The sequence below is a fragment of the Antarcticimicrobium luteum genome, from assembly GCF_004358185.1.
GTDB classification, from domain to species: Bacteria; Pseudomonadota; Alphaproteobacteria; order Rhodobacterales; family Rhodobacteraceae; genus Antarcticimicrobium; species Antarcticimicrobium luteum.
Genome location: NZ_SMUV01000066.1, coordinates 113,454 through 130,795, shown reverse-complemented (window position 1 = coordinate 130,795; position 17,342 = coordinate 113,454). Strand labels below are relative to the sequence as shown.

The window sequence follows — 17,342 nt, the reverse complement described above, 5'->3', positions numbered from 1 at the left end:
CGAAGGCTCCCGTTCCTCAGTGCGCCTCGGCCCAGTTGGCGCCTTGCCCCGCGTCCACGGTCAGCTTCACATCCAGATGCACCGCCGGATCCGCCGCGCCTTCCATCACCGCGCGGGCACGCCCGATCACCTCTTCGGTGGCGTCCTTCTCCACCTCGAAGATCAGCTCGTCATGCACCTGCAGCAGCATCTTGGCCGGCAGCCCGGCAATCGCCTCCGGCATCCGGACCATCGCCCGGCGGATCACATCCGCCGCCGTCCCCTGGATCGGCGCGTTGATCGCCGCGCGATAGGCAAAGCTCGCCCGCGGCCCCTTGGCGTTGATCTCCGGAGTATGGATCCGCCGCCCGAACAGGGTTTTGACGAAGCCGTGTTCCTTGGCGAATGCCTTGGTCTGATCCATATAGGTCCGGATGCCGGGGAACCGCTCGAAATAGCGGTCGATGAATCCCTGCGCCTCGGCCCGCGGAATCCGCAGATTGCGCGCCAGCCCGAACCCGGAAATGCCGTAGATCACGCCGAAGTTGATCGCCTTGGCCTGCCGCCGGATCTCCGGCGTCATCTGGTCCAGGGGCACGTTGAACATCTCGCTGGCGGTGGCGGCATGAATATCCTGCCCCTCGGCAAAGGCCGCCTTCATCCCCGGCAGATCGGCGATATGGGCCAGAATGCGCAGCTCGATCTGGGAATAGTCGAGGCTCAGCAGAACCTTGCCCTCCTCGGCCACGAACGCCTCGCGGATGCGCCGCCCCTCTTCGCTGCGTACCGGAATGTTCTGCAGGTTCGGATCGGTCGACGCCAGCCGCCCGGTCGCCGCCCCCGAGATGATATAGGAGGTATGGACGCGCCCGGTCTCCTTGTTGATGTGATCCTGCAGCGCATCGGTGTAGGTCGATTTCAGCTTGGAAAGCTGGCGCCAGTCCAGCACCCGCGCCGGCAGGTCGTGCCCCTCGGCGGCCAGATCCTCCAGCACATCGGCGCCGGTGGCATAGGCCCCGGTCTTGCCGCGCTTGCCGCCCTCAAGGCTCATCTTGTCGAACAGGATCTCGCCCAGCTGCTTGGGCGAGCCGACGTTGAACGTCTCCCCCGCCAGCTCGTGAATCTCCGCCTCCAGCCCGGCCATCTTCTGGGCAAAGGCGTTCGACATCCGGCTCAGCACGTCGCGGTCCACCTTGATGCCGGCCATCTCCATTTCGGCCAGCACGGGGACCAAAGGCCGCTCCAGCGTCTCGTAGACCGTGGTCACCTGTTCCCGATGCAGCTGCGGCTTGAACATCTCCCACAGACGCCAGGTGATATCGGCATCCTCGGCGGCATAGGCGGTGGCTTCGTCGATCGGCACCCGGTCAAAGGTGATCGCCGATTTGCCGCTGCCCAGCAGCGGCTTGATCGGGATCGGCTGATGACCCAGATAGCGCTCGCTCAGCGTGTCCATGCCGTGGCCATGCAGCCCGGCGTGCATCGCATAGGACAGCAGCATGGTGTCGTCGATCGGCGCCACGTTCACGCCGTAGCGGGCAAAGATCTTGGCGTCGTATTTCATGTTCTGCCCGACCTTCAGGATCGCCGGATCCTCCAGCACCGGCTTCAGCAGCGCCAGCGCCTGATCCAGCCCGATCTGCCCCTCGGCCAGATCGTCCGAACCAAAGAGGTCGTCGCCGCGCCCGGCCTCCTTGTGGATCAGCGGGATGTAACAGGCCCGGCCGGCGCCGGTGCTCAGCGAGATGCCGACCAGATCGACCACCATCTCGTCAAGGCCGGTGGTCTCGGTATCCACCGCCACCACGCCGCGCTCGCGGATCGCCGCGACCCACCCCTCCAGCGCGGCAACCTCGCGCACACACTCGTAGGCGGCGGTATCGAACGGCACCGCCTCCGGCGCCGCGTTCCCCTCGTCGCCCGGCATCGCCGCCGGCACCTCCACGATCACCGGCGCGTCGACGCCCAGCTTTTCGGCGATGCGCCGGGTCAGGGTGCGGAATTCCATCTCGGCGAGAAACGGCAACAGAACGTCGGGGTCCGGCTCGCGCACCTCCAGATCGTCCAGCGTGAAATCCAGCGGCGTGTTCTCGTCCAACTGCACCAGCTTCTTGCTCAGCTCGATCTGATCGCGCATCTCGATCAGGGTCTGGCGCCGCTTGGGCTGCCTGATTTCTTCGGCGCGCTCCAGCAGCGTCTCCAGATCGCCGAATTCGTTGATCAGCAGCGCGGCGGTCTTGATCCCGATCCCCGGCGCGCCCGGCACATTGTCGACGCTGTCCCCGGCCAGCGCCTGCACATCCACCACCCGTTCGGGATAGACCCCGAATTTCTCCAGCACGCCGTCGCGGTCGATGCGGCGGTTCTTCATCGCGTCCAGCATCTCGACCCCTCCGCCGACCAGCTGCATCAGATCCTTGTCGGAACTGATGATGGTCACCCGGCCGCCGGCCTCGCGCGCCTGCACCGCCAGCGTGGCGATGATGTCATCGGCCTCATAGCCCTCCAGCTCCTTGCAGGCGATGTTGAAGGCCTCGGTGGCGCGGCGCGTCAGCGGCATCTGCGGCCGCAGCGCCTCGGGCATCTCCTCGCGGTTGGCCTTGTAAAGGTCGTACATGTCGTTGCGGAAGGTGTGGCTGCCCTTGTCGAAGATCACCGCCACATGGGTCGGCGCATCGGGGCCGGTGGCCTCCTCGACATACTTCTGCAGCATGTTGCAAAACCCCGAGACCGCCCCGATCGGCAGCCCGTCCGATTTGCGCGTCAGCGGCGGCAGCGCATGGAAGGCGCGAAAGATGAAGGCCGATCCGTCGATCAGGTGCAGATGGCAGCCTTTGCCGAATGTCATGAGCCTCGTCTCCCCTGGCCGGTGATGCCCGCCCGTAATGCCATGCGCAAGGAACGGGGGCCAGTGGGGAATGGGGCGCGGACCCAACGCCCTGCTGCCGTTCGCGCTTTTGCGGAGGTGGCAGAACCGCCTTGCCCGGAACAAGGCGCGCAGCGCCGCCGGGCAGCGCCCGACCGCCCGGACGGGCGGGCGCTTCTGCGACCGTGGCGCACAGAATTCACGTTCGATGTTCTGCCGACCATAAAGTGACGGTTTCACACGTCAGCAGCGCCCACCCGCGGTCGGGCGCCGCCCTCTGCCGTACGTTTCGGCGAATGGCGAGACGGGCTCAACAAGCCCCACGTCTCTCACCCAATACTCGAAATCCGGCTCGTCCCCGCAGGGCGCGCGGCCGGTCGCTCTGGCCCCTCTGGCTCAGACCTTCCCTTCGAAATCCTTGTGGATGTATTTGCAGTCGCAATAGGGGCATTCGACCCAGCCCAGATCCTCGGGGATCTGCAGCCAGACGCGCGGGTGGCCCAGCGCCCCCTCGCCGCCGTCGCAGGCGATGCGGTAACTGTCGACGATCTTGGTTTCCGGCGCCTCGATGGTCATGGCTGTGCGGCTCCCTCTTGATGCCGTGGCGGTTTGGTCGGCTGCGTTTATGGGCCAAGCCCGGGGCCGGGGCAAGGGCCGGCGCGCATCGGCCCACCCTGCCGCGCCACGGTTAACGTCGCCCTGCCGTGCCGCGCGTTGCCGTCCGGACGGTGGGGCGGTAACGCAACGTGTACACAACCGCCCGCAAACTCCCCAAAGCGGGAAAACCGGCCCCTTCGGGCGTGGTGAGGATTGTACGAAACCGCCCGAAAACTCCCCGATCCGCCCCCGCATCCCGGGACTCCCAATAAGAACAAAAGGTGAATATACTCCCGACTCGCCATGTATGCCGAATTGTCGATCACCTCGAATTTCACCTTCCTCACCGGGGCCTCCCATCCCGAGGAGTACATCGCGCGCGCCGCCGCGCTGGGCCTGTCCGCCATCGCCATCGCCGACGACAACTCGGTCGCCGGACTCGTCCGCGCCCACAGCGCCGCGCGCGAGATTGCCCGGCGGGTCGCCGAGCGGCGGGCCTGGGATGCCGCCCATTCCCCCATCGGCCCGCCGCGCCCCGCGCATATCCCGCCGCCGCCCTCGTTCCCGATCACCCTCGTCCCGCGGCTGATCCCGGCGGCGCGGCTGGTCTTCACCGACGCCCCCCCCGTCACCGCATTGCTGGAAAACCGCACCGGCTGGGCCAACCTCTGCCGGCTGATTTCCAAGGGCCGGCTGCGGGCGGAGAAGGGGGCGTGCGAGCTTTCGCTGCAAGACCTTCTGGACCACGCCGAGGGGCTGCACCTTTTGCTCTGGCCTCAGGATGTGACCTCTGCCGATCCTCCCGGATCGCCTGCGATCCGGGACACGCATCCCTCTGGTATGAAAAAGAAAAGCCGTGATGAAAGCTCCGAATATGAAGCCGGCTGGCGCCCCTTCCTCCCCCGCCTCCGCGCGCATTTCCAGACCCGCATCCACCTGCTCCTGACCCCCCGCTACGACGGGGTCGACGCCGCCCGCTTCGACGCGCTGACGGCACAGGCCGCGGCGCTGAACCTGCCCACACTGGCCAGCGCCGCGCCACTGTTTCATCACGGCCGCCGCCGCCGGCTCGCCGATGTGCTGACCGCCATCCGCCTGCGCCGCCGGGTCGAGCAACTGGGCCGCGCCGCGCTGGCCAACGGCGAACGCCGCCTGCGTCCGGAGGCTGAAATGCGCCGCCTCTTCGCCGGGCATGAGGGGGCGGTGGATCGCGCCGGGGCGCTCAGCCAACGGCTCGCCTTTTCCCTCGACGAGTTGCGCTACGACTATCCCAGCGAGGTCGAAGGCGGCGAAACCCCGCGCCAGCGGCTGACGCGGCTGGCGCATGAGGGGCTGGCCTGGCGCTATCCCGGCGGCGCGTCGGAGCGGGTGCTCAGGATGCTCGACCACGAGCTGACGCTGATCGCCAAGCTGCGGTACGAGCCCTATTTCCTGACCGTGCGCGACATCGTGGCCTTTGCCAGATCCCGCAACATCTTGTGCCAGGGGCGCGGGTCGGCGGCGAATTCTGTGGTGTGCTATTGCCTCGGCATCACCTCTGTCAGCCCCGAGATCGGCACCATGGTGTTTGAGCGTTTCGTGTCCGAGGCGCGCGACGAGCCGCCCGACATCGACGTCGATTTCGAACACGAACGCCGCGAGGAGGTGATCCAGTGGATCTACGAGCGCTACGGCCGCCACCGCGCCGGTCTCTGCGCCACGGTGATCCATTACCGGGGCAAACGCGCCATCCGCGAGGTCGGCCGCGCCATGGGGCTGAGCGAGGATACCGTCGCCGCGCTCTCTTCCCAGCTCTGGGGCTGGGGCTCGCCCCGCGGGGTGGAGGAGGCCCGGCTGCGCGAGATCGGCCTCGACCCCGACGACCGCCGGCTGCGCCAGACCCTCGATCTGGTGCAGGAGATCGAGGGGTTTCCCCGCCACCTGTCGCAACATGTGGGCGGCTTTGTCATCACCGAGGGGCGGCTTGACGAACTGGTGCCGGTCGAGAACGCCACCATGGAGGGGCGCACGGTGATCTGCTGGGACAAGGACGACATCGACACGCTGGGCATCCTCAAGGTCGATGTGCTGTCGCTCGGCATGCTCACCTGCATCCGCAAGGCGTTCGAGTTGCTGCGCCAGCATCACGGCGCGGAATATACGCTGGCCACGCTGCCGCCCGAGGATCCGAAGGTCTATGACATGCTGTGCCGGGCCGATTCCGTGGGCGTGTTCCAGGTCGAGAGCCGGGCGCAGATGAACTTTCTGCCGCGGATGAAACCGCGCAATTTCTACGACCTGGTGATCGAGGTGGCGATCATCCGCCCCGGTCCGATCCAGGGCGACATGGTGCACCCCTATATCCGGCGGCGGAACGGGGAGGAGGCGGTGAGTTTCCCCTCGGACGCGCTGGGCGAGGTGCTGGGCAAGACGCTGGGCGTGCCGCTGTTTCAGGAGCAGGCGATGCAGATCGCCATCGTCGGCGCGGGGTTCACGCCGGAACAGGCTGACCGGCTGCGCCGCTCGCTCGCCACCTTCAAGAAACACGGAAACGTCAGCGAATTCCGCGGCTTGTTCCTGCGCGGTATGGCGCGGAACGGCTATGACCGCGACTTTGCCGAGCGGTGTTTTTCGCAGATCGAGGGGTTCGGCAGCTATGGGTTTCCCGAAAGCCACGCGGCCAGCTTCGCGCTGCTGGTCTATGCCAGTGCCTGGATCAAATGCCACCACCCGGGGCTTTTTGCCTGCGCGCTGCTGAATGCGCAGCCGATGGGGTTCTATGCCCCCGCCCAGATCGTGCGCGACGCCCGGGCGCACGGGGTCGAGGTGCGCCCGGTCTGCGTCAACGCCAGCTACTGGGACAACGCGATGGAGCCCGACGGGCGCGGCGGGTTGGCGCTGCGGCTGGGGTTCCGCCAGATCAGGGGGATGGGCGAGGAGGACGCCGCCTGGCTGACCGCGGCGCGCGGCAATGGCTATCACGAGGTGGCCGATCTGTGGCGCCGCGCCGGTCTGGGGCCGGCGGTGATCGCCCGGCTGGCCGAGGCCGATGCCTTTGCCGGCTGCGGGTTCACGCGGCGCGATGCGCTCTGGGCGGCCAAGGCGGTGGCCGCCGACCGGCCGCTGCCGCTGTTCGCGCAGGATCTGGGCGGCGAGGTGATCGAGGAGCCCGCCGCGCATCTGCCGCAGATGTCCCTGGGCGAGCAGGTGGTCGAGGATTACGTGGCGCTGCGTCTGAGCCTCAGGGCGCATCCCGTGGCGCTGTTGCGTGGTCTGCTGACGCCCGGCGCGGAGGGCGGCGCGGGCGGCAACCTGCCGGATTTGAGTATTTGACACAGAGAAGAAGCGGGGGCGCGGCATCGAAACCGGTTCACCCCGCCGCGCCCAGGCGTTAGAAGGCGCGGACAGACAACCGTTCCGGAGCCCGCCCATGACCGCCCCCAAACCCGTGATCCTGTGCATCCTCGACGGCTGGGGCCTGTCGGATGAGACGACGGCCAACGCGCCCTATCTGGCGCAGACGCCGAATTTCGACGCGATCATGGCCAAGGGGCCGCACGCCCGGCTGATCACCCACGGGCCGGATGTGGGTCTGCCCAGCGGGCAGATGGGCAACTCCGAGGTGGGGCACACCAATATCGGCGCCGGCCGGGTGGTGGCGATGGATCTGGGCCAGATCGATCTGGCGATCGAGGACGGCTCGTTCTTCGAGAACCCGGCGCTGCTGGACTTCATCGCCAGCCTGAAGAAGACCGGCGGCACCGCCCATCTGATGGGGCTGGTCTCGGACGGCGGCGTGCACGGCCATCTGCACCATATCGCGGCGGCGGCGCGGACCATCGCCGCCTCCGGCGTGCCGGTGGCGCTGCACGCTATGACCGACGGGCGCGACGTGGCGCCGAAATCGGCCTTTGAATACATGCGCGAACTGGAGGAGCATCTGCCCGAGACCGCCCGCGTCGTCACCGTGACGGGGCGCTATTTCGCGATGGATCGGGACAACCGCTGGGGCCGGGTGTCGGAGGCCTATGCGGCGATGGTCCGGGGCGAGGGGCGCAGGGCGGCCAGTGCCAAATCGGCTATCGATCAGGCCTATGAGCAGGGCGAGACCGACGAATTCATCACCGCCACGGTGGTAGGCGATTACGCGGGTATGCGCGACGGCGATGGGCTGTTCTGCCTGAATTTCCGTGCCGACCGCGCCCGCGAGATCCTGAGCGCCATCGGCGCGCCGGGGTTCGATGCCTTCGATACCGGGGCGCGGCCAAAGCTGGCGGGCCTGCTGGGCATGGTGGAATATTCCGACGCCCATAACGCCTATATGACGACCGTTTTCCCGTCGCGCGAGATCGTCAACACGCTGGGCGCCTGGGTGGCGAAACAGGGGCTGCGCCAGTTCCGGCTGGCCGAGACCGAGAAATATCCCCATGTCACCTTCTTCCTCAATGGCGGCAAGGAATCCCCGGAAGAGGGCGAGGATCGCTATATGGCGCAATCGCCGGATGTGGCGACCTATGACCTCAAGCCCGAGATGTCCGCCGGCGAGGTGACAGATCATCTGGTCGCGGCCATCGGCGCCGGTTACGATCTGATCGTGGTGAATTACGCGAACCCCGATATGGTCGGCCATACCGGCGATCTGAGCGCGGCGATCAGGGCCTGCGAGGCGGTGGATCGCGGGCTGGGGCGCGTGATCGCGGCGCTGGAGGCGGCGGGGGGCGCGATGATCGTCACCGCCGATCATGGCAATTGCGAACAGATGGTCGACCCGGTGACCGGCGGCCCGCACACGGCGCATACGCTGAACCCGGTGCCGGTGGCGCTGGTCGGCGGGCCCGGGGGCGCGCAGCTGCGCGACGGGCGGTTGTCCGACCTGGCGCCGACGGTGCTGGCGCTGATGGCCCTGCCCAAGCCGGATGAGATGACGGGGGAAAGCCTGATCAAATGAGCCTGCGCCATGCCCTTGCCGTGATCGCCACCGGCGCCGCCCTCTGGGCCGGCGCCGCGGTGGGAGATGGCGATCCGGCGGTGGCGGCGCGGGCGGCCTCGGCGCAGCTGGAGCAGGCGGCGCTGGATCTGCAGGCCGCCGAGGGCGCGCGCGACCGGGTCCACGCCCTGACCGAGACGGTGCGCGCCTTTGAGGCCGGTCTGGCGGCGATGCGCGACGGGCTGCGCCGTGCGGCAACGCGCGAGGCGACGCTGTCCCATCGGCTGCAGGCGCGCGAGGGCGAGATCGCCCAGTTGATGGGGGTGCTGCTGACCATCGAGACCTCGCCGCCGCCGGTGCGGATGCTGCACCCGCAGGGGCCGCTGGGCAGCGCCCGTTCGGGCATGATCCTGGCCGAGGTGACACCGGCCCTGAATGCCAGGGCCGAACGGCTGCGCCATGACCTCGACGAGGTGCAGACCCTGCGCCTGCTGCAACAGAGCGCGGCGCAGACCCTGGAACAGGGGCTGGCCGGGGTACAGGAGGCGCGCAGTGCGCTGAGCCAGGCGATCGCCGACCGCACCGACCTGCCGCGCCGGTTCACCGAGGATCCGGTGCGCACCGCGATCCTGATCTCCTCTACCGAGACGCTGGACGGTTTCGCCAGCGGGCTGTCGCAGATCGCCGCCGGCGGCGAGATTGCCGACAGCCAGGCCGACATCGCGGCGCTCAAGGGGCGGATCCCGCTGCCGGTGCAGGGCGTGGTCCTGCACAGGGCCGGCGAGGCCGACGCGGCAGGGGTGACGCGCGCCGGGATGGTGGTGGCGGCGCGGCCGCGGGCCCTGGTCACATCGCCCACATCGGCGACGATCCGCTATCGCGGGCCGCTGCTGGACCTGGGAAACGTGATCATCCTTGAACCGCAGCCCGACACCCTCTTTATCCTGTCGGGTCTTGCCGAGGTCTATGGCGAGGCGGGACAGGTGATCGCGGCGGGCGCGCCGGTGGGGCTGATGGGCGGCGCGGTCCCGGAAATCGGCGCAATTCTGTCACTAAGCGGTGATGGCACTGGAACTGAGCGTTCCGAAACGCTCTATATAGAAGTAAGACAGGGCGGCAGCCCGGTGGACCCGGCGACGTGGTTCCGAACCGACAAGGATGGATAATCAGGCATGAAGAGATTCGTGATGGCCGCAATCGGCGGCACGCTTGCAGGCATCGTGGCGACCACACAGGTGGCCGGGCCGTTGCTGGCGGAAGAGAGTGCGCGCAACACCAACGTGTACGAGCAGCTCGATCTGTTCGGCGACATCTTCGAGCGGATCCGCTCGCAATATGTCGAAAAGGTCGATGAGGCCGAACTGATCGAGGCGGCGATCGACGGCATGTTGTCCTCGCTCGATCCGCATTCCAGCTATCTCTCGCCGGAGGATGCCGCCGCCATGCGGGTGCAGACCCGGGGCGAGTTCGGCGGCCTCGGCATCGAGGTCACGCAGGAAGAGGGCTTCGTCAAGGTGGTCTCGCCGATCGACGGCACCCCCGCCGACGAGGCCGGGATCGAGTCCGGCGATTTCATCACCCATGTTGACGGCGAAAGCGTGCTGGGCCTGACCCTGGATGCGGCGGTGGAACTGATGCGCGGCCCGGTGGGCAGCGAGATCGTGATCACCGTGGTGCGCGAGGGCGAGGATGAGCCGTTCGACGTCTCGATCATCCGGGACACCATCAAGCTGACCGCGGTGCGGGCCCGCACCGAAGGCGAAACCGTGGTGCTGCGGGTGACCACCTTCAACGATCAGACCATGCCGAACCTGGAAGCGGGTCTGGTTGAACAGGTCAAGGCCCTCGGCGGTATCGACAAGGTCAACGGCGTGGTTCTGGACCTGCGCAACAACCCCGGCGGGCTGCTGACCCAGGCAATCAAGGTCTCCGACGCGTTCCTCGAAAAGGGCGAGATCGTCTCGACCCGCGGCCGCAACCCGGAGGATGGCGAGCGGTTCAACGCCACCCCGGGCGATCTGACCGGGGGCAAGCCGATGGTGGTGCTGATCAATGGCGGCTCGGCCTCGGCGTCCGAAATCGTCGCCGGCGCGCTGCAGGATCACCGCCGCGCCATCGTCGTGGGCACCAAGAGTTTCGGCAAGGGCTCGGTCCAGACGGTGATGCCATTGCGCGGCGATGGCGCGATGCGCCTGACTACGGCGCGTTACTACACGCCGTCGGGCCGGTCGATCCAGGCGCTGGGCGTATCGCCCGACATCGTGGTGGCACAGCCGCGCCGCCAGCCCGCGGCCGAGGAAGAGGACGCGCCGAAGCGGCCCCGCGCCCGGTCCGAGGCCGATCTGCGCGGACGGCTGAACAACGACAGCCTGACCGAGGACGAGATCCGCCAGATCGAGGCGGACCGCGCCAAGGCCGAGGCCGCCGCGCGACTGCGCGACGAGGACTACCAGCTTGCCTACGCCATCGACATCCTCAAGGGGCTGGTGGCGCTGGGCGGCGAAAAGTAACGGCCCGGACAGGGCAAAAACAAAGGGCCGCGCATATGCGCGGCCCTTTTCCGTACCGGCCTCGGCGCGCCCGCCTACATCGTCTCCAGGCAATGGCGGCGGAAGGCGCGTTTTAGCATGTCGAGCTCGGCGCGCAGCAGTTCCACCTCGGCGCGCAGGTCGTCGGTGATCGCTTCGCCCGCGATCACGGCAAAATCGCTCAGTTTGGCGCCGCTGGCGGCATCCAGGATCACAAAGCAGTGGACGCCGTCGGTCACCGCCTCGTCCGGGATGGTCACGATCAGATCCCAGCTGCCGGCCTCCGGCCCCTCGCTCAGCACGACGCCGGTCACGGGCGTGTCCAGATAGGTGACGGCGATCTCGGGGCGCGGGCCGCCCGCCGGCGCGCCGGTCAGACGTCCCTCCCACCGGCGGTTGCGCAGGCGGATCTTGGTCAGGGTCAGGTCGCTCATATCAGGGCCTCCTAGAGCGCGGCGCGGCGCCGGCGGGAAAAGGTCAGATCACGCAGGATCACCTGATTCATCTCCGGCGCCTCAAAGATCAGGTCGAGCCAGATCTTCTCGATCCGCTTTTCGTTCAGCCGGGAATAGGCCAGGTCGAACTCCACCTTCACCTGTTCCTCGTCCAGCGGCAGCTCGCGCACGATCTGTTCGGTGTTCGGCCCGTGCCGGATGTTCAGCCGGGCGAAGATCTCCAGCGGTTTCTCGGTCTCGATGATGGTGTCCACCCGCAGGATATGATCGCGCGTCATGCCCTCGGCGGCGGTCTCCGGCAGGTCGATCACCAGCGACAGGAACGAGCCGTCAAACCGGAACACATCCATCCGCAGACCAAAGGGGGCCAGATCCTCTTCGCGCGTGTTGCGCAGCTGTCGCAGGGTCAGCTCCGAGACGGTGCAATCGTGAAACAGCGTAACCTCATCGTCGAGCCGGGTTTTTGTCGCCACCGAGCTTAGCCCCGGAACTGGCAGCGGGCCGCGCCACAGCTCGGGACGCCAGGCCCAGTCGGTGCCATGCGGGCGCGGAAAATACGAGGTGCCGATCTGTGGCAGCGCCAGCCGCCCATCGGCGACATGGATCAGCCGGTCGAGATGGGTGCGAAGCTGGCGCGCCTGGTTGCGCTGCTCGCGCAGGTCGGACAGACGGCTTGCGTCGGCCTTTTTCGCCATCCGGCGCCACCTGCGCAGGGTGCGCCCGTGAAGCAGCCGATCCAGTCTCCTGCCCATGTCCCGTTCCTTCGCTCGCCCCAGGGCGAAGTTGTCTTGCTCCCGCTCAGCTTAGCGAAAGCCGCTCAGTCAAACAAACCGCCAATCAGTTTGAAAGGGGAAATAAATTCTCCCTTGCCTGTCCCGCCGTCGGTGCCGGTGTCCGGCGCCGGCTCTGTCGCAGTCTCTTCCGGGTCCGCGCTGGCGGTCTCCGGAGTGGCGTTGTCCTGGCTTGCGTCATCCCGCTTGACGTCCTCCGCGGCGGGCTCCTCGCCCGTCCGCAGGCTGGCCCGCCGGGTGCGCCGCGCCAGTTCGCTCAGCAGGTCGGGGCCGTCGACCTCCGGGGCGGCGTCGCCCTCGGGCGCATAGAGCGCCAGCCCCACAAGCTGCCCGTTCAGCGCAAAGGCGCTGCGCCAGTGTTGCGGCGCAATTCCTTCGATCGGGCCGCCGGGCATGTCCAGCCGGACCATCGGCAGATCGCCAGCCGCGCCCGTTTCGATGACCGTTGCCGGAGCGACCGACTGAACCAGGTCGTCGAGGTTCGGGGGCGGCGCCCCGGCCTCCTGCGGTGCGGTGGTCACCGTGATCAGCGCCAGCCGGCGACCGGGAAAGAAACCGCGGATTCCCAGCGTGTCGCAGCGCGCCAGAAGGGCGAAATCCCCGCGCGGGGCGCGCCGCAGGGCCTGTTTGTCGACGCAATAGCCGGGCGGCGCTTGGACCATGATCGCGCCGCCGGCCAGCTCGGCCTGGGTAGCCTGATCGGGCAGCGCGCCGAAGGGAAACCCCGCGTCGCCGCATCCGGACAGGAGCAGAAGGCCAAGCGCCGAGACCGGCATTTTCAGGGATCTTGGGGTCATTCGTTGCGACCCCGCCGGCAGGTGCCGACAATGTCTCGGCCCCGGTGCGAACCGCCGCACCGGAGAATAACGCCGGGCCGGCCGCGCCCCAGCGCCCTGGTTGCGCCCCGGCCGGGCCGTTCCGAGTTGCCGAACCGGCGCTTGAGCATGTCGGGCCTCCCTGTCTGATAGACAAGGCAATAGCCGCGGGCCGGTGGTGGAACAAGGGAGAAGCGGCCGCGGCCGCGACGGGATCGGATGTCGCCGCCACGACGGAGCCGGCTGCCGTTGTCTTGTAATCGCGTAAGCCAATGTTTACCGTCGAACGGCCCGCGGTGCCGGAGCCATTCTGCGGCGGGGCGAGTTTTCTCGGGCAAGGGCCGGATGATGGAACCCACGCTGTTTTCGTTCATCTGGAAATACTCAAAGCGTCAGCAGCTCTGGCTTCTGGTTCTGACGCTGGTGTCCTTTCCGTTCCTCTACGCCTCGCTGGAACTGCCCAAGCGCATCATCAATGACGCCATCGGCGCGCGGTCCGAGCTGGTCGACCTCTACGGGTTCCAGCTGAACCAGGTGCAGTATCTCTTTGTGCTCTGCGCCGCCTTTCTGGCGACGGTGGTGATCGGCGGGCTGATGAAGATGCATATCAACACCCGCAAGGGGGTGTTGTCCGAACGCATGCTGCGGCGGCTGCGCTATACGTTGATCAGCCGGATGCTGCGGTTTCCGATGCCCTTTTTCCGCACCACCAGTCAGGGCGAGCTGGTGTCGATGATCACCTCCGAGGCCGAACCGATGGGCGGTCTGATGGGCGATGCCATCGCCCAGCCGGTGTTCCAGTTCGGCCAGATGATGACCATCGTCGCCTTTCTGTTCATGCAAAGCGTCTGGTTCGGACTGGCCTCGGTGGCGTTGATTCCGCTGCAGGCCTGGCTGATCCCGATGATCCAGCGTCAGATCAATCTGCTGAACAAGGAGCGCATCGTGCAGGTGCGCCGGCTGTCGACGGAAATCGGCGAGAGCGCCGCGGGCATTTCGGACCTGCGCGCGAATGGCGGGTGGCGCTACCGCCAGGCGATGATCACCGACCGGCTGGGCCGGCTGTTCGAGATCCGGTTCAAGATCTACCAGAAGAAATTCTTTATGAAATTTCTCAACAACATGATCGGGCATCTGACGCCCTTCATGTTCTATTCGGCGGGTGGTTATCTGGCGATTCAGGGCGACATCACCGTCGGCGCACTGGTGGCGGCGCTGTCGGCCTACAAGGACCTGAGCTCGCCCTGGAAGGAGCTGCTGACCTATTACAACCAGGTGCAGGACATGTCGTTGCGCTGGGATGTGGTGACGGAACGTTTTGCGCCCAGGAACATGATTCCAGAGGAATTGTTCGAGGGGGAGCCGTCGAGCATGCCGCATCTGTTCGGCAAGATCGAGCTGCGCGACGTCACGGTGCGCGATCCCGATGGCAACACGGTTCTGGAGGATATCAACCTTGTCATCCCGCCCCGCGCCCGAATCGCCATCCAGAGCGACAAGCCGATCGAACGGACCGCGCTGGCCGAACTGCTGGTGCGCGAAGCCCTGCCGACGCGGGGCGAGATCGTGCTGTCGGGGCATCCGCTGAACGAACTGCATCAGGCGGTGATCGCGGCGCGCATCGGCTATGCCAATTCGCGCCCCTACCTGTTCGACGGTACGCTGGGCGACAATCTGTTGATGCCGCTCAAGATGCGGCCGCGGGATGCCGCCCGCCCGGCCCATGCCCATGCCCATGACCGCAACGCGATCGAAGCCGCGCGCGCGGGCAACAGCGCCGATCCGCTGGACGCCGACTGGGTCGACCCCGAGATCGCGGGTCTGTCGGACGGGGGAGAGGTGCGCGACTGGTGGTTCAAGCTGGTCGAGGCGATGGGCATCGACGAGATCATGTTCCGGCGCACCTTGCGGTCGAAATTCGATCCGCAGCAGCATCCCGCGCTGGCGCGCGAGATTGTCGCCCTGCGCCCCGAGATCCGCCGAAAACTGCACGAGCGGGGCCTCGATGACGTTGTCTATACCCTCGATCCCGACCGGTTCAATCCGGCGCTGCCGCTGGCGGGCAACCTGCTGTTCGCCACGCCCGTGCGCGAGATTCTGCCCGAGACGCTGGCGCGGGAAAAGCGGTTCCTGCAAATGCTGCAGGAACAGGGGCTGGCGGATGAGGCGATCGCAGTCTCGATGGGGGTGATCGACACGCTGAACCGCACCTTTGGCAAGGACGGAACCCAGCATCCGCTGTTCCTCCACCTCGGTCTGGACGAGGATCTGTATCGCCGCGTCTCGGAGATCGCGGCGCGGGCGCGGCGGCGCGGCACCGAGAGGCTCACGCCCGAAGAGCGGGCAGTGCTGCTGATCGTGCCCTTCATGCTGACCGCCGAACAGATCGGCCCCAATTTCCCCGACGAGTACAAGGAAAAGATCCTGTCGATCCGCCGAAGCCGCGGCGCGCTGTTGCGCGACCGGCTCAGCGACATGTTCATGCCGGTCGGCCCGGAGACCTATGTGCCCCGCCTGTCGGTGATCGAGAATGCGATCTTTGGCCGGGTGTCGATGATGGCGGGGGCCAAGGCCGAGGAGATCGAGGATCTGGTGGCCGAGGTTCTGAGCGACAATGGCCTGCGCCACAGGGTCGTTGCGATCCTTTACGATCTGCGCGCCGGGCTGGGGGGCAGCAACCTGCCCACCGTGTTCCAGGAGCGGGCGGCCTTCAACCGGGCGGGGATCAAGCGGCCCGATATCCTGATCATGGACAACGTTCTGGCCAGCCACGATGCCGAAAGCCGCCACCGCACCCGCGAGCGCCTGCGCGAGCTGTTGCCGAACTCGATCCTGATCTTCATGGAGGACCAGTTCGCCAATCCCGACGCCTATGACATGTTCGTCGAAATCCACAACGGCCGCATCGACGGCGGCGCGCAGCAGGCCCCCGTCGCGGCAGAGGGCGACGGCGTCTCGGACGATCTGAGCCGCAAGCTGGCGATCCTGTCGGCCAACGACCTGTTCGGGCGGCTCAGCCAGCGCAACCGACGGCTGCTGGCGTTCTCGGCGCAATGGTACGACGCGGCGCCGAATCAGGTGGTATTCTCTCACAACCAGCCGGCCGACGCGGTTTATCTCTGCCTCGAGGGGTTGGCAGAGCTGCGTTGGCCGACCGCCGAGTCAGGGACGCCGCCGGTCTCTTTCGTGCGACCGGGACGGCTGATCGGCGATCTGGCGGTGATCACCCGCGACAAGCGTTTTCTCAATCTGGTGGCGGTGGAGCCGACGCGCTTTTTACGCATCGGCGCCGAAGAGTTTCGCGCGGTGATCGAGAACGATGCCTCGGTGGCGCTGGCCCTGCTCGAGGCGGTGGCGGCGCATCTGACCGGGGCGACCGAACTGCTGCAAGCCGCGCAGATCAATCTGGCCGATTACGCGGGGACGAAGAACGTGCCGATCGAGCTGGATACGCTAAACGAGTATTTCGATGACTGATCGTCCCTATGCCGCGCATGAGAGCCTGGTCGCACCGGCCCGGAAGCGGGCCGAAATCTGGCGGCTGCTGGCGGGGCTGGTGCTGATCGCGATTATCACGTTCGGGCTGAACGCGGCGTTGCAGGCTGTCGTCTATAGCGCCGCGCCAATCGGCTGGGCGGCGGATCTGGCCACCGGGCACCGGCCCGGCCCGATGCTGGTCCTGCTGGGCAGTTTCGGCTTTGTCATCGTTGCGGTGTTCGCCGCCGCGCATCTGGTGCAGCGCCGCGCGCCGCTGGGGCTGATCGGCATGCCGGGCCTGGCGCTGACGCAGTTCTGGCGGGTGCTGCGGCTGCTGGTGCTGCTCGGCCTCGCGCTGCTGATCCTGCCGCCTTATGACATGGGCGTGCCGCTGGTGCCCAATCTGCCGGTCGCGCGCTGGCTGATCCTGCTGCCGCTGGCGCTTGTGGCGATCCTGATCCAGACCAGTGCCGAGGAGATCCTGTTTCGCGGTTACCTGCAACAGGCGCTGGCGGCGCGGTTCGCGCATCCGTCGGTCTGGCTGATCCTGCCCTCTGCGCTGTTCGCGCTGGGCCATTTCGTTCCGGCCGAGGCCGGTGCCAACGCCGGGCTGGTCGCGATCTGGGCCGGCTGCTTCGGTCTGCTGATGGCCGATCTGACGGCGCGGGCGGGCACGTTGGGTCCGGCGATCGCGGTCCACTTCTTCAACAACATCACGGCGCTGCTGATTTTTGCCCTGCCCGAGAGCCTTAACGGTCTGTCGCTCTTCATCCTGCCGTTCTCCTCGGCCGATACCGGACTGATGCGCGCCTGGCTGGCGGTGGACTTTGTTCTGATGGTGCTGACCTGGCTGGTGGCCCGCATCGCCATCAGGCGTTGATTGCAATTGGCCGCCATGGGCCTTATTTGACGCAGCGTGCATGCGCCT

The 17,342-nt window shown here is 67.1% G+C and carries 11 protein-coding genes; 6 read left to right on the top strand and 5 right to left on the bottom strand.

All coding sequences use genetic code 11. The annotated features are described in order from the left end of the window. Positions 1–16: 16 nt before the first annotated feature. Together polA and E1832_RS12190 are read right to left on the bottom strand one after the other, a co-directional pair. Positions 17–2,827 carry a DNA polymerase I gene (polA, locus tag E1832_RS12195; protein WP_133360034.1) on the bottom strand — a complete coding sequence of 937 codons (2,811 nt, stop codon included), beginning with the start codon at positions 2,825–2,827 and terminating at the stop codon, positions 17–19. A 414-nt stretch (positions 2,828–3,241) separates the two neighbouring features. After that, positions 3,242–3,421, bottom strand: a complete 180-nt coding sequence (locus E1832_RS12190; protein WP_133360033.1) for a zinc-finger domain-containing protein — start codon at positions 3,419–3,421, stop codon at positions 3,242–3,244. Positions 3,422–3,745: 324 nt separating this feature from the next. Between E1832_RS12190 and E1832_RS12185 the strand changes: the two genes are divergently transcribed. The 4 genes from E1832_RS12185 (at position 3,746) to E1832_RS12170 (ending at position 10,858) form a co-directional block, all read left to right on the top strand. Then, entirely contained in the window at positions 3,746–6,754 is a 3,009-nt protein-coding gene (locus tag E1832_RS12185) for an error-prone DNA polymerase (protein ID WP_133360032.1), read from the top strand. A gap of 97 nt (positions 6,755–6,851) precedes the next feature. Further along, positions 6,852–8,369, top strand: a complete 1,518-nt coding sequence (gene gpmI, locus E1832_RS12180) for a 2,3-bisphosphoglycerate-independent phosphoglycerate mutase (protein ID WP_133360031.1) — start codon at positions 6,852–6,854, stop codon at positions 8,367–8,369. After that, on the top strand, positions 8,366–9,514 hold the full coding sequence (locus tag E1832_RS12175; protein WP_133360030.1) for a murein hydrolase activator EnvC family protein: 1,149 nt from the start codon (positions 8,366–8,368) through the stop codon (positions 9,512–9,514). Before gpmI ends, E1832_RS12175 begins: the two co-directional genes overlap by 4 nt. A 6-nt stretch (positions 9,515–9,520) precedes the next feature. Continuing rightward, the gene (locus tag E1832_RS12170) at positions 9,521–10,858 is read left to right on the top strand and encodes a S41 family peptidase (RefSeq protein ID WP_133360029.1); all 1,338 of its coding nucleotides are present in this window, start codon (positions 9,521–9,523) and stop codon (positions 10,856–10,858) included. Positions 10,859–10,932: 74 nt separating this feature from the next. Here E1832_RS12170 and E1832_RS12165 read toward each other — a convergent pair whose 3' ends face one another. The 3 genes from E1832_RS12165 to E1832_RS12155 form a co-directional block, all read right to left on the bottom strand. Then, positions 10,933–11,310: a hypothetical protein gene (locus E1832_RS12165; RefSeq protein WP_133360028.1), complete on the bottom strand. Its 378-nt coding sequence runs from the start codon at positions 11,308–11,310 to the stop codon at positions 10,933–10,935. An 11-nt stretch (positions 11,311–11,321) separates the two neighbouring features. Further along, positions 11,322–12,083 carry a DUF6478 family protein gene (locus tag E1832_RS12160; protein ID WP_133360027.1) on the bottom strand — a complete coding sequence of 254 codons (762 nt, stop codon included), beginning with the start codon at positions 12,081–12,083 and terminating at the stop codon, positions 11,322–11,324. A 65-nt stretch (positions 12,084–12,148) separates the two neighbouring features. Beyond that, positions 12,149–12,919 (bottom strand): hypothetical protein, encoded by a 771-nt coding sequence (locus tag E1832_RS12155; RefSeq protein ID WP_133360026.1) that lies wholly within the window; start codon positions 12,917–12,919, stop codon positions 12,149–12,151. A 366-nt stretch (positions 12,920–13,285) separates the two neighbouring features. On the opposite strand from E1832_RS12155, the gene E1832_RS12150 reads away from it, so the two are divergent. Both E1832_RS12150 and E1832_RS12145 read left to right on the top strand, forming a co-directional pair. Beyond that, complete coding sequence (locus tag E1832_RS12150; RefSeq protein ID WP_133360025.1) at positions 13,286–16,414, top strand: ABC transporter transmembrane domain-containing protein; 3,129 nt, start codon at positions 13,286–13,288, stop codon at positions 16,412–16,414. Further along, on the top strand, positions 16,407–17,294 hold the full coding sequence (locus E1832_RS12145) for a CPBP family intramembrane glutamic endopeptidase (RefSeq protein ID WP_133360024.1): 888 nt from the start codon (positions 16,407–16,409) through the stop codon (positions 17,292–17,294). The genes E1832_RS12150 and E1832_RS12145 overlap by 8 nt, the downstream gene beginning before the upstream one ends. The last annotated feature ends 48 nt before the right edge of the window (positions 17,295–17,342 follow it).

Excerpts from the sequence above, each read along its gene's own strand:
- E1832_RS12145 (WP_133360024.1), top strand. The coding sequence starts at position 16,407 with ATGACTGATCGTCCCTATGCCGCGCATGAGAGCCTGGTCGCACCGGCC.
- E1832_RS12190 (WP_133360033.1), bottom strand. The coding sequence starts at position 3,421 with ATGACCATCGAGGCGCCGGAAACCAAGATCGTCGACAGTTACCGCATC.
- polA (WP_133360034.1), bottom strand. The coding sequence starts at position 2,827 with ATGACATTCGGCAAAGGCTGCCATCTGCACCTGATCGACGGATCGGCC.
- E1832_RS12160 (WP_133360027.1), bottom strand. The coding sequence starts at position 12,083 with ATGGGCAGGAGACTGGATCGGCTGCTTCACGGGCGCACCCTGCGCAGG.
- E1832_RS12170 (WP_133360029.1), top strand. The coding sequence starts at position 9,521 with ATGAAGAGATTCGTGATGGCCGCAATCGGCGGCACGCTTGCAGGCATC.
- E1832_RS12185 (WP_133360032.1), top strand. The coding sequence starts at position 3,746 with ATGTATGCCGAATTGTCGATCACCTCGAATTTCACCTTCCTCACCGGG.
- E1832_RS12155 (WP_133360026.1), bottom strand. The coding sequence starts at position 12,919 with ATGACCCCAAGATCCCTGAAAATGCCGGTCTCGGCGCTTGGCCTTCTG.
- E1832_RS12175 (WP_133360030.1), top strand. The coding sequence starts at position 8,366 with ATGAGCCTGCGCCATGCCCTTGCCGTGATCGCCACCGGCGCCGCCCTC.
- E1832_RS12150 (WP_133360025.1), top strand. The coding sequence starts at position 13,286 with ATGGAACCCACGCTGTTTTCGTTCATCTGGAAATACTCAAAGCGTCAG.
- E1832_RS12165 (WP_133360028.1), bottom strand. The coding sequence starts at position 11,310 with ATGAGCGACCTGACCCTGACCAAGATCCGCCTGCGCAACCGCCGGTGG.
- gpmI (WP_133360031.1), top strand. The coding sequence starts at position 6,852 with ATGACCGCCCCCAAACCCGTGATCCTGTGCATCCTCGACGGCTGGGGC.